This is a genomic window from Marinobacter nanhaiticus D15-8W, from assembly GCF_036511935.1.
Lineage (GTDB): Bacteria > Pseudomonadota > Gammaproteobacteria > Pseudomonadales > Oleiphilaceae > Marinobacter_A > Marinobacter_A nanhaiticus.
The window spans coordinates 3,094,205-3,106,943 of the sequence record NZ_AP028878.1; the positions used below are offsets into that span (position 1 = coordinate 3,094,205).

At 59.4% G+C, this 12,739-nt stretch carries 10 protein-coding genes; 3 read left to right on the forward strand and 7 right to left on the reverse strand.

Going from position 1 to position 12,739, the window contains the following annotated elements:
- Positions 1-195: 195 nt before the first annotated feature.
- Positions 196-1,920 carry a proline--tRNA ligase gene (locus RE428_RS13765; protein ID WP_004582601.1) on the forward strand — a complete coding sequence of 575 codons (1,725 nt, stop codon included), beginning with the start codon at positions 196-198 and terminating at the stop codon, positions 1,918-1,920.
- Positions 1,921-2,130: 210 nt separating this feature from the next.
- Positions 2,131-3,348 carry an integrase core domain-containing protein gene (locus RE428_RS13770; protein WP_227500176.1) on the forward strand — a complete coding sequence of 406 codons (1,218 nt, stop codon included), beginning with the start codon at positions 2,131-2,133 and terminating at the stop codon, positions 3,346-3,348.
- A gap of 110 nt (positions 3,349-3,458) precedes the next feature.
- Here RE428_RS13770 and RE428_RS13775 read toward each other — a convergent pair whose 3' ends face one another.
- From RE428_RS13775 to RE428_RS13805, 7 genes are all read right to left on the reverse strand, one after another.
- Positions 3,459-4,436: a tRNA dihydrouridine synthase gene (locus tag RE428_RS13775; RefSeq protein WP_004582602.1), complete on the reverse strand. Its 978-nt coding sequence runs from the start codon at positions 4,434-4,436 to the stop codon at positions 3,459-3,461.
- Between the two features lie 120 nt (positions 4,437-4,556).
- Complete coding sequence (gene katG / locus RE428_RS13780; protein WP_004582603.1) at positions 4,557-6,731, reverse strand: catalase/peroxidase HPI; 2,175 nt, start codon at positions 6,729-6,731, stop codon at positions 4,557-4,559.
- A 286-nt stretch (positions 6,732-7,017) separates the two neighbouring features.
- Positions 7,018-7,239: a DUF2835 domain-containing protein gene (locus tag RE428_RS13785; protein WP_004582604.1), complete on the reverse strand. Its 222-nt coding sequence runs from the start codon at positions 7,237-7,239 to the stop codon at positions 7,018-7,020.
- A 118-nt stretch (positions 7,240-7,357) separates the two neighbouring features.
- The gene (gene htpG, locus RE428_RS13790) at positions 7,358-9,253 is read right to left on the reverse strand and encodes a molecular chaperone HtpG (protein WP_004582605.1); all 1,896 of its coding nucleotides are present in this window, start codon (positions 9,251-9,253) and stop codon (positions 7,358-7,360) included.
- Between the two features lie 193 nt (positions 9,254-9,446).
- The gene (locus RE428_RS13795) at positions 9,447-9,881 is read right to left on the reverse strand and encodes a PaaI family thioesterase (RefSeq protein WP_004582606.1); all 435 of its coding nucleotides are present in this window, start codon (positions 9,879-9,881) and stop codon (positions 9,447-9,449) included.
- A complete protein-coding gene (locus RE428_RS13800) occupies positions 9,878-10,351 on the reverse strand; it encodes a PaaI family thioesterase (RefSeq protein WP_004582607.1) in 474 nt (157 codons plus the stop codon). The genes RE428_RS13795 and RE428_RS13800 overlap by 4 nt, the downstream gene beginning before the upstream one ends.
- Before the next feature lie 25 nt (positions 10,352-10,376).
- Positions 10,377-11,108: a DUF599 domain-containing protein gene (locus RE428_RS13805; protein ID WP_004582608.1), complete on the reverse strand. Its 732-nt coding sequence runs from the start codon at positions 11,106-11,108 to the stop codon at positions 10,377-10,379.
- A gap of 201 nt (positions 11,109-11,309) precedes the next feature.
- Between RE428_RS13805 and RE428_RS13810 the strand changes: the two genes are divergently transcribed.
- The gene (locus tag RE428_RS13810; RefSeq protein WP_004582609.1) at positions 11,310-12,593 is read left to right on the forward strand and encodes a M48 family metalloprotease; all 1,284 of its coding nucleotides are present in this window, start codon (positions 11,310-11,312) and stop codon (positions 12,591-12,593) included.
- The last annotated feature ends 146 nt before the right edge of the window (positions 12,594-12,739 follow it).

Consider the following 12,739-nt stretch of genomic DNA (forward strand, 5'->3'; position numbering starts at 1 on the left):
ACTCTCTCCCGCGGAAACTTGCTTCTCAGCGCCATCGCGCCGCCTGTACGTAATCCTGTTGGCTCCGTACAATAACGGGCTTATTGAATCATAGGAATACTTTACCGGGCTTTCACGCGGCTTCGCATTCGGCAACGGGCGTAAGCCGGTAGAGACTCCACCGACCATTCACACGCTGGACACGGACTCCGAAAGATGCGCGCAAGCCGTTATCTGATCGCCACACTGAAAGAAACGCCGGCCGATGCCGAAATCATCAGCCACCAGCTTATGCTCCGCGCGGGCATGATCCGCAAACTCGCCTCCGGCCTCTATACGTGGCTGCCACTGGGCCTGCGCGTGCTGCGCAAGGTCGAACGGATCGTGCGTGAGGAGATGGACAAGAGCGGTGCCCAGGAAGTGTTGATGCCAGCGATCCAGCCGGCGGAACTGTGGCAGGAGTCCGGACGCTGGGAGCAGTACGGCGGCGAACTGTTACGCCTGAATGACCGGCATGGGCGGGATTTCTGTTTCGGTCCTACCCACGAAGAAGTCATTACCGACATGATCCGCAACGAGCTGAAAAGCTACAAGGAACTGCCGGCAAACTTCTACCAGATCCAGACCAAGTTCCGCGACGAACGCCGCCCCCGCTTCGGTGTGATGCGTGCCCGTGAATTCATCATGAAGGACGCGTATTCGTTCCACATCGATAAGGATTCCCTGGACGAGACCTACCAGGTCATGCACCGGACCTACTGCAACATCTTTGATCGCCTGGGCCTGGACTATCGCCCGGTTCAGGCCGATTCCGGCGCTATCGGCGGCAGCGCGTCCCATGAGTTCCATGTGCTGGCGTCTTCCGGCGAAGATGCCATCGCCTTCAGCACAGGCGGCAAATACGCCGCGAATATCGAGAAGGCCGAGGCTGTGGCTCCGGCTGGCGAGCGCCCTGCTCCATCAGAAGACATGAAGGCGGTGGACACCCCGAACCAGCGCACCATCGCTGATATCGCCGCTTTCCTCAATGTCGATGCGACCCGTACTGTGAAGACCTTGCTGGTCAAGGGCGAAGCGGACGAAGAAGGTAAATCATCTCTGGTGGCGCTGATCCTGCGCGGCGACCACGAGCTTAATGAAATCAAGGCGGAAAACCTGAAAGGCATTGCCGAGCCCCTGACCATGGCAACCGACGAGGAAATCGAGGCGGCCGTTGGTTGTAAGGCGGGCTCCATTGGACCGGTCGATATATCGGTTCCGGTCATCGTCGACCGCAGCGCGGCACACCTGGCCGATTTCATCTGTGGGGCCAATAAACAGGACGTCCACCTGACCGGCGTCAACTGGGGTCGCGACGTGGAACTGGGCCGTGTGGAAGATCTGCGCAACATCGTCGAAGGCGACCCCAGCCCCGAAGGCGACGGCCACATGGAGATCAAGCGCGGCATCGAGGTGGGCCATATCTTCAAGCTGGGCAGCAAGTACAGCGAAGCGATGAATGCCACGGTGCTGGACGAGCATGGCAAGTCGGCCATCCTGGAGATGGGCTGTTATGGCATTGGTGTCTCGCGTATCGTCGCAGCCGCCATCGAGCAGAACCATGACGAGCGCGGCATTCTCTGGCCGGCAGCCATCGCGCCGTTCGAAGTGGCCGTGGTGACATTGAACGCCCACAAATCACCGACGGTCATGGAAGCCGCTGAGAAGCTCTACGACGAGTTGCGTCATGCCGGTCTGGATGTACTGCTGGACGACCGCAACGAGCGGCCCGGGGTGAAGTTTGCCGACATGGAACTGGTGGGTATCCCGCACCGCATCGTCGTTTCCGATCGCGGCCTCGGCGCTGGTACGCTCGAGTACAAGGGGCGCAGCGATGCGGACAAGCAGGATATTCCGGTAGACGAGGCGCTGCCGTTCCTGATGAAGGCCCTGTCCCGCTGATCCAACATTCGCGGCCATCTAAGCCCCTCGCCCCTTGCGGGAGAGGGGCTTGGGGAGAGGGGAACCGAGGCGCCAGACTCGGCCAGGAGGCGTATAGGGGCTCAAGGGGCGCCTTGCGGCGCCTACCCCTCTCCCCGGCCCTCTCCCTCAAGGGGAGAGGGAGTTTACCTGTGCAAACCGGCAACATAGGTAACACCTCAAGCCGGGAACATGGGTTACACAAGTTACGGTATGGGCAAGGAGGACGCGCCCATGCCCTGGAAAGAGACTTGTGTAATGGATCTGAAGATGCAGTTGATCGCGGCCTGGCTGCAGGGCGGGCACGGTGTAAGCGATCTGGCCCGCGGCTACGGCATTAGCCGCAAGACGGCTTACAAGTGGATCAGGCGCTACCAGGAGGAAGGTGCCGGTGGGCTGCAGGAGCGCTCCCGAGCGCCGCACTATTGCCCACATGCAGTGACGGAGGACGTGGCTGAACAGATTGTGGCGATCAAGAAAGTCCATCCCAGCTTTGGCCCCAAGAAGGTTCTGGACCGCTTGCGTGAGCTAGAACCGGCGATGGCATTGCCGGCAGACAGCACGGCCGGTGAGATACTCAAAGCGGCGGGTCTGGTCAAGAAACGGCGCTACAAGCGGCCGTACCCGGCCGACCCGCAACCGTTTGAACTGGGTGATCGCAATAATGCGCTGTGGAGTGTGGACTACAAGGGGCAGTACCGGACGGCCGGCGGGCGCTGGTGTTATCCGCTCACGGTAACCGACAATGCCAGCCGTTATGTCTTGGGCTGTCATGGCGTGAGCGCAACAGACTACGTCCAGGCGAAGCCGATTATGGAATGGGTTTTCCATGAGTACGGTCTGCCGGAGGGGATCTTGTCCGACAACGGGGCGCCCTTCGCCAGTCGCTCAGCAGGAGGTCTGACGCGACTGTCGAAATGGTGGGTCGAGCTGGGCATTGGGGTGCATCGTAGCAAGCCGGGAACGCCCACACAGAATGCCCGTCACGAGCGCATGCACGGTTCACTGAATCGAGCAGTGGGTGGACGGATGCGCGGGACAAGCTTGATGCAGCAACAGACCACGCTGCAGGCATTCCGTGAGGAGTTTAACGAACAACGCAGCCATGAGGCGCTGGGCAGGCAAACACCGGCCAGCGTGTATCAGCCCTCAAGGCGTCGGTACTCGCCCGTGCTGCGCCCGATTGAATATAACGTGGACCAGGCGGTTCGCAACGTTCGTCACAACGGCGAAATCAAGTGGCAGGGCCATCTGATCTACATCAGCGGGCTGTTAGCCAGACATCGCGTAGGCCTGCAAGAGGTGGAGAATGACCGGGTCGAGGTGCGATACAGCACCCATCTGCTCGGTCATATTAACCTCAAAACCGCGCGATTGGAGCCCGCATGCGAGTGGCATGCGGGGGAATAGGTGTAACCCATGTTGCCGGTTCAAAGTGTTACCTATGTTCCGGTTGCACAACCCCTGAGGCCAGTTAGTTGGCGCCATTATAATACTCTCGAACGGCTTTCAGGCTCCGCTCAGCCGATGGCTAAGATGGGGTCCAGAGCTTCAACGCTTGCCTCGAGCAAGGCGCAAACCGCATCCGGATCATTCGTCCGCTTAACCTTGCCCCAGCAGATCTCAGCCTCCTGATACTCTCGCCGGGTATAGTTCAGCCATTGTTTGATACGCCCCGTGGCGTAACGCGGTTCCAGGAACGTTTGCAACGTGCGGCAGTAATCCACCAGCAACTCCACCACCCCTGACCACGGCAGATCGGCTACGGGCCTGCCTTCCTGACTGGCCTTGATCTGCGCCGCCAGGTCCGGCCGGGCAACCAGGCCACGGCCAATCATGACGTCATCGCATCCGGACACCTCACGGCAGCGCCAGTAATCCTCCACCGACCAGATGTCGCCGTTGGCAATAATCGGCGTAGCGACGCGCTCCCTGACCCGAGCGATTTCCTCCCAATAGGCGGGCGGACGGTAACCGTCCACTTTGCTGCGGGCATGGATGCAGATTTCGCTTGCGCCCGCCGCTTCCAGAGCTTCGCCACACGCAACGCCCATGGACCGGTCGTCGTAGCCCAAGCGCATCTTTGCGGTGACCGGGATCTCCACGGGGACCGCAGCTCTGACGGCAGCCACCAGCGCATGCATCAACTCAGGCTCGCGCATCAGTACGCAGCCGCCCTTGTGTTTGTTGACGGTTTTGGCCGGGCAGCCGAAATTGATGTCCACCTGCTGCGCACCCAGCTCGACGGCACGAAGGCCATGCAGTCCCATCATATGCGGGTCGGAACCCAGTAACTGTATAGCTACGGGCGTGCCCGCTGCGGTACTACAACCGTTATGAAGCTCGGGTGCATACTTGTAGAAGACGCGGGAGGGCAACATGCCATGGGTGACCCGGATAAACTCGGTCACGCTACGGTCGATGCCGCCTACGCCCGTGAGCAGTTCACGGATATACGAGTCGACCAGGCCTTCCATGGGGGCCAGGATAATGCGCATGGTTGCTCCCGGTATGAATTGATCAGGAAATGAACGGGAGCGGATTGTAAGGAAATTCGGGAAAGGATAATAGATCGGGAGATACCGACGCCCCGTCATAGCGAGGGCGTCGGATCAGCTTCAGGCCTGCACGTCGAAACGATCGGCGTTCATCACCTGGGTCCAGGCTGCGACAAAGTCCTTCACGAACTTCTCGCGGTTGTCGTCCTGGGCGTACACTTCCGCGTAGGAGCGCAGGATGGAGTTGGAGCCGAAGACCAGGTCCACCCGGCTCGCGGTCCACTTCACTTCACCTGTCTTGCGATCCCGGATCTCGTACTGGTTCTCCCCAACCGGCTTCCAGGTGTTAGCCATATCGGTGAGGTTGACGAAGAAATCGTTGGTCAATACACCGACCCGGTCCGTGAATACGCCCTGCGCGTTGCCGCCATGATTGGCTCCCAGCACTCGCATACCCCCGATCAGCACGGTCATCTGCGGCGCGGTAAGCCCCATCAACTGAGCGCGGTCGAGCAACAGCTTTTCGGCGGGTATCGTGTAGTCCCTCTTCAGCCAGTTACGGAAGCCGTCATGAGTCGGCTCGAGGGGCTCAAAGGAGTCCGCATCAGTCATTTCGTCAGTGGCATCGCCACGTCCCTTCAGGAAGGGGACGTCCACCTCCACACCTGCGGCGTTCGCGGCCTGCTCGATACCCACATTGCCGGCCAGCACGATCACGTCCGCCACGCTGGCGCCCGTCTCGGCAGCAATGCCGCCCAGTACGTCGAGTACCCTGGCCAGACGCTCTGGCTCGTTACCTTCCCAGTCTTTCTGGGGCGCAAGGCGGATACGGGCACCATTGGCACCACCGCGCAAATCAGAGCCGCGGAACGTACGGGCACTGTCCCACGCCGTGGTGATCATGTCCTGGACGCTCAGGCCACTAGCCGCAATCCTGGCCTTCACCGCGTCGACATCGTAGTCCTGATTGCCGGCCGGGATCGGATCCTGCCAGATCAGGTCTTCCTGGGGCACATCCGGGCCGATGTAGCGTACCTTCGGTCCCAGGTCACGGTGCGTCAGCTTGAACCAGGCGCGAGCGAATACGTCGCTGAAGTAAGCCGGGTCATTGTAGAAGCGCTCGGAGATCTCGCGGTAGATCGGGTCCATCTTCATGGCCATGTCCGCGTCGGTCATGATCGGGTTACGGCGGATGGACGGATCTTCGGCGTCGACCGGCTTGTCCTCTTCACGGATATCCACCGGTTCCCACTGCCAGGCACCTGCCGGACTTTTCTTCAGCTCCCAGTCGTAGTTGAGCAGCAGATGGAAATAGCCGTTGTCCCACTGGGTCGGGTTGGTCGTCCAGGCCCCTTCGATGCCGCTGGTCACCGCGTCGCTGCCGATACCACGGCTGGTGTGATTGTTCCAGCCCAGGCCCTGCTCTTCGACGCCCGCGGCTTCCGGATCCGCGCCAACGTTGGCGGCGTTGCCATTACCATGACACTTGCCGACCGTGTGGCCGCCAGCGGCCAGAGCCACGGTCTCTTCATCATTCATTGCCATGCGGGCGAAGGTGTCCCTCACATCTGCTGCGGTCTTGAGCGGATCCGGGTTGCCGTCGACACCTTCCGGGTTGACGTAGATCAGTCCCATCATCACTGCCGCAAGCGGGTTCTCCAGGTCACGCTCGCCGGAGTAACGACTCTTGGGATTATCGCTGGTCGCCAGCCACTCGTCTTCGGAACCCCAATAGATATCCTCTTCCGGGTGCCAGATATCCTCACGGCCAAAGGCGAAGCCGAACGTCTTCAGCCCCATGGACTCATAGGCGATTGTGCCGGCCAGGATCATCAGATCGGCCCAACTGATCTTGTTGCCGTACTTCTTCTTGATTGGCCACAACAGACGGCGAGCCTTATCGAGGTTGGCGTTGTCCGGCCAGGAGTTCAGCGGCGCAAAACGCTGGTTGCCCGTGCTGGCGCCGCCCCGGCCGTCCGCCATCCGGTAGGAACCGGCTGAGTGCCAGGCCATCCGAATCATCAGGCCGCCATAGTGACCCCAGTCCGCCGGCCACCAGTCCTGGCTGTCGGTCATCAGCGCGGTGACGTCCCGTTTCAGGGCTTCGATATCCAGTTTTTTCAGCTCGGCACGATAGTCGAAGTCCGCACCCATTGGATTGGTCTTGGTGTCGTGCTGGTGCAGGATGTTGAGATTCAGTGCATTGGGCCACCACTTCATGTTGGTTGCCCCTGAGGTGGTGTTGGCACCGTGCATGACAGGACACTTGCCACCAGTACTGCTGTTCTGAGACATATTGCTCTCCGTTTCTACTACTTGCCGTTTCTACTGCTTGGATCGTTTTTGCTGTTTTAACGGGCCAGGGCGTAATTCCCGTAATAGGTCACAAGGATGTCGAAGACGCCGAGAACGTATGTGGGTAGACGAACCTTTTGAGACGACATCGGACAACTCCTTCGCTGGGGAACGAGAAAAAGGTTATCCGCGGCGTTGCATGAGATGAAATTAATTAAAAATAGGTTCGTAAAAGCTTTTATCTATAATTAAGCGCAATAGCGACTGGAAAATTGATAGGCGCGCTTTATCCCAGGCGCTCTACGGAAGCGAACTTTCCCTGGTCGTCGAACAGGATGCGGAAGGACCCGTGAATGCCGTGACGGAGGTAAAAGCGGGAGAGGATTCGGGCCGGAAATCGCACGGAGCGACCATCCCGGGATGTGGTGTGGACGTCGGTTGCGGTGCCGTTATAGAGCTTGACCCACTCGTCCGGGCTGATGTGAATGTCCACGATGATCTGTTGCATGGGCTGGGGCGTTGTGTCCGGGTGCGGGAAGATCGGATATTCAGGGATGGGTGTTGCCGCTAACAATACCCGGAAGATGAGGAGGATAACGCCTCCCCCTCATCTTCTGGTAGCAACGTTAGTTGGACAGGTCCAACAGCAACCGGTTAAGGCGGCTGACATAACTGCCCGGATCCTTGAGCTGTTCGCCACTGGCCAGGGTCGCCTGATCGAGCAGGACCGCCGCAAGGTCAGTGAACTGCTCGTCCGATTTTTCCTGCTCCAGTCGCGCGACCAGCGGATGATCCGTGTTGATCTCGAAGATCGGCTTGCTCTCCGGCACCTTCTGGCCGGCGGCTTCCATGATCTTCTTCATCTGGGCGCCCATATCATAGTCGCCCACGACAAGACACGCCGGTGATTCGGTCAGGCGGTTAGTGACGCGAACCTCCTGGACCCGATCGTCCAGCGCGGTCTTGATCCGCTCCAGCAGGCCTTTGTGGGCCTCGGTCGCTTCTTCCTGGTGCTTCTTATCTTCCTCGGTTTCCACCTCGCCCAGGTCGAGTTCGCCACGGGCCACATCCTGCAGCTGCTTGCCATCGAACTCGGTGAGGTAACCCATCATCCACTCGTCGATGCGATCGGACAGGATCAGCACTTCGACGCCCTTCTTGCGGAAAATCTCCAGGTGCGGACTGCTCTTGGCGGCGGTGAAGTTGTCAGCCGTGATGTAGTAGATCTTGGTCTGTCCGTCCTTCATACGACCGATGTAGTCGGCCAGGGAGACGTTCTGGGCAGGCTCGCCGGTGTGGGTCGAGGCGAAGCGTAGCAGACCGCCGATCTTCTCGCGGTTGCTGAAGTCTTCCGCCGGACCTTCCTTCATCACGGTGCCGAATTCGTCCCAGAACTTCTGGTACTGCTCCGGCTCCTTCTTCGCCAGCTTGGCCAGCATGTCGAGTACCCGCTTGGTCAGCGCGGTCTTGATGTTCTCGACGGTGCTGTCGTTCTGCAGGATTTCCCGGGAAACGTTCAGGGACAGGTCGTTGGAGTCCACCACCCCCTTCACGAAACGCAGGTACAGGGGCAGGAACTGCTCGGCGTGATCCATGATGAACACGCGCTGGACATACAGCTTGATACCACGTGGCGCTTCGCGATTGTACAGGTCGAACGGCGCGCGTGCCGGGATGTACAGCAGGCTGGTGTAATCCAGCTTGCCCTCGACCTTGTTGTGGGACCAGGTCAGCGGGTCTTCGAAGTCGTGGGCGATGTGCTTGTAGAAGCCCTTGTACTCCTCCTCCTTGATCTCGGTACGCGGCAGGGTCCAGAGCGCGGTCGCCTCGTTGACGGTCTCGTCTTCGGCTTCGCCCTCCTTGTCGTCCTCGGATTCGGCTTTCATGACCACCGGGAACGAGATATGGTCGGAATACTTCTTGACGAGGTTACGCAGGCGCCAGCCATCGGCGAATTCACTGGCATCCGGCTTCAGGTGCAGGACGATCTGCGTGCCACGTGCGGGGCGCTCGACGGACTCGATGGTGAATTCACCATCGCCGGTGGACTCCCAGTGCACGCCGTCCTCAATCGGTGTACCCGCGCGACGGGTGAAGACTTCCACCCGGTCGGCCACGATAAACGCGGAATAGAAACCCACCCCGAACTGGCCGATCAGCTTGCTGTCCTTCTTCTCGTCACCGGTGAGCTGACTGAGAAACTCCGCAGTGCCAGAACGGGCGATCGTGCCCAGGTTCTGGATGACATCGTCACGGCTCATGCCGATACCGTTATCGGTCAGGGCGACGGTATTGGCTTCCTTGTCGTAGTCGAGGCGGATCTTCAGGTCCGGCTCGTTCTCGAACAGGCTGTCGTCCTTCAGGGCGGCAAAGCGCAGCTTGTCTTCAGCGTCCGATGCATTCGAGATCAGTTCCCGCAGGAATATTTCCTTGTTGGAATACAGCGAATGGATCATCAGGTGAAGCAGCTGCTTCACTTCGGTCTGGAAGCCCAGAGTTTCTTTCTGCGTTTCGACCGTCATGGCGGATCTATCTCCTTGCTCAGTACCACAGTGTTATGTGTTAAACACAATGTTGCTTATGGGTGGGCCGACCCCGGGATCGGCCACACCAGGTCTGGCAAAGGAGATTGGGGCGGCCTGCCCCATTTCAAGACTTTGGGGCGATTGCCTGATCCTGCCGCCCGAATAGTTACTATTCGGGCGGCAGGGGCGACTAGTCTTCGAGCAGAAAGTGAGCCCGCGCCGTGGCGATAGGCTGGGTGCGGGACTTCTGCCAGGCCGTGACCTGAACGTTGGCCACACGGTTGCCCTGCCGCGTCAATCGGCACTCAGCGTAGGTTTCCCGATCCAGCCCGGCACGCAGGTAATCCAGTGAGAAATCCACGATCCGCGGCATGCGCAGCGCATCCTGGGACATCATCAGGTAGATCGCGGCGGAGAGTTCCATAAAGCCACCAATCACCCCACCGTGGATCGCTGGCAGGATGGGGTTGCCCAGATTTTCTGCCTTGCGCGGCAGCCGGAAAATAAGGTCGTCACCAAAGCGGTCGCAGGCCAGGCCGATGGTTTCGGCATAGGGAATGCTCGAAAGCAGGCGGGAAAAGTCGCCGCTCTCCTGGGTGTAACGCAGGACTTCGGGATTGGTCATGCCTCACCTCCGGTAATCAGGTCACGGTAGGCCTTCGGCGTGGCTTCGCGGCCAATACGCATGAAGGTGGCCACACAATTGGCGATCGTCTGACCGTCGGTCTCCTGGTACGCCTCGCAGCGCGTAAAGATGATATTTCGGGTTACCCGATAGGCTTCGGCACGGGCGAACACCGGCTGATCCGGTTCTGCCGGGCGCATGTAGTCGACCCGCAGATCCAGGGTTGGACAGAGTTCGAAATCATCGAGGGCACAGATCACGACGGAGCCGGACGCAGTATCCATCAGCGTGGTGATCGCACCGCCATGAATGACTCGGGTTTCAGGATTGCCGATGATCTTCTCGCTGTAGGGCAAGCGAAGCACCAGATGATTCTCCCGCGCTTCAGTCGCCTCGATACCCAGGGTTCTCACCTGGGCCAGCGTCTCCAGGAACCGGGTAACCCGGCCAAATCGAATGTCGTCTGTCATTTACCAACTACCTTTAAGGGCGCACTTACGCCTCCGCTTTCTCGTCCTGCCTGGTCGCCGGCTCCTCGAATACCTTGCCAGACCGCAAGGCAACCAGCGCGTCGGAATGGAATTCCCGGCGATAAAGGACGAAAACCACGAAACTGGAGGCAAAGATGAACAGCACCGGATGGACGAACCAGGTCACAATGCCGAGCGCATAATAATAGGATCGCAGCCCAAGGTTAAATGCATCGCCCGCCAGGCTGCAGACGTTGGCCGAACTCTGGGCAAAGGCCTCTCTGGCCGCCGGCGACACCTTATTGTCGTCGCTAAGCGGAGCGCCGCCGACCATCACCGCCGCGAAGTTGTACATACGCATGGACCAGGTGAACTTGAAGAAGGCGTAGACAAACACCAGCATCAGCACCAACAAACGGATTTCCCAGACAATGCGGCTGCTGGAGCTGGCGAAGGGCAGCGTACCGAACACTTCCATGATTTCCTGAGTGTAGCCCATGGCTGTCAGTAAACCGGCCAGGATCAGCAGGCAGCTCGACGCAAAGAAGGCACCGTTGCGTTCCAGATTTCCCACGACACTGGTGTCGGCAATACGATTGCCGCGCAGCAGCATGCCGCGCATCCAATCCCGGCAATAGAGGTCGAGCGTATTGGACAGGCAGGGCCGCACATGCGCCTTGCGGCGTGAATATTCGCTGTAGCCGATCCAGCAGACCAGAAACCAGACCAGAGCGATCAGGTCGAGGATGGGTATCATTCGCCAACTTCCGGAGGGTCAATATTCAAGAGGATTGATACCTGATAATACCGACCGGCCAGCAGGGCCGCCATTCTACGAGAGTCGACGATCCCTGACCCAACGCTCGACGAATGGCACGGGTAAACGGGTGTTCAAGCTCGATAATCCCTAACTATGTTATAACCTGAACCTGTCCGTTAACTGATCATGGAGTGAACCGTGCGTTTGATCTTTCCCTGCAAAGTGGTCATGGCCGTGCTGCTGGCCATGGTATTGGCCGGGTGCACCACGAATCCGGTCACCGGCGAGAGTCAGCTCGCCCTTATTTCGGAAAGCCAGGAACTGTCGATGGGCGCTGAGCAATATCAACCCACCCAGCAGGTTCAGGGCGGCAAGTACTACATCGATCAGGAACTTACAGATTACGTGAGCTCCGTCGGCCAGAAGCTGGCCAAGGTCAGCGACCGACCCGACCTGCCCTACGAATTTACCGTCCTCAACAGTTCGGTGCCCAATGCCTGGGCCCTCCCCGGTGGCAAGATTGCCATTAACCGTGGCCTGCTCACCGAATTGCAGAACGAAGCACAGTTAGCCGCCGTGCTTGGGCACGAGATCGTCCATGCGGCGGCACGTCATAGTGTCCAGCGTATGCAGCAAGGCATGCTGCTCAATGCCGGCATTGCGGGGCTGGGCCTGGCCGTCTCGGATAGCGACTATGCAGGACTGATCATGGGCGGCGCTGCCGTAGGCAGCCAGTTAACCATGGCACAGTACAGCCAGAGCCATGAGTTGGAGTCCGACCATTACGGCATCGAATATATGGTCGAGGCGGGTTATGACCCGCAGGCCGCGGTAGAACTGCAGGAAATCTTTGTGAAGCTCTCGGAAGGCAACTCGGCCGGCTGGGTCGACGGTTTGTTTGCCTCTCACCCGCCGTCAGAAAAGCGTGTGGAAGAGAACCAGGAACTAGTCGACCAGATGGGCAATCCCAAAGGTTACCTGGGCAAGGAAACCTACAGCGAAAAACTGGCTTACCTGCGCAGCAAGCAGCCCGCCTATGAGGCCGAGGTCAAGGCGCGCGAGCTGGCGAAATCCGGCGACATGAATGCCGCCCTGGCCAAGATCAACGAAGCCATCAAGATCGAACCCAAGGAGGCGGCATTCTACGCCCTGCGTGGCCAGATCCTGAGCGAACAGGGAAAGGACGACCAGGCCATGCAGGATTTCGACAAGGCCGTCAGCCTCTACCCGGAAATGTTCAGCTACCGCATCAACCGTGGCCTTGGCTATCTCGGCAATGAGAAGTTGGACGCCGCTGAGACCGACCTTAAGGCCGCCAACGATGTGGTGCCCACTTCCATCGCCTTCTTGCGCCTGGGCGATATTGCCGTGCAGCAAGGCCAGCTCGAGGAAGCCGTCCAGTACTATCAGGTCGCCGCTGACTCAAGTGGCGAGATTGCCGAAGAGGCCCGCAGGAAGCTGGCGCAACTCACCCAGGGCTGACCGTCATCCCACCGTATCCGGCTCGCATCCGGCGAGCCGGTCCTTCCTCCGATTGGCAATGACCTCCTCCTTTTAAGTATGGCGCCGTCTCCAGAGTTCACGGAAAGGGACCTCTCCTTGAATGCGCTTAATAGCGGTCAACGGGC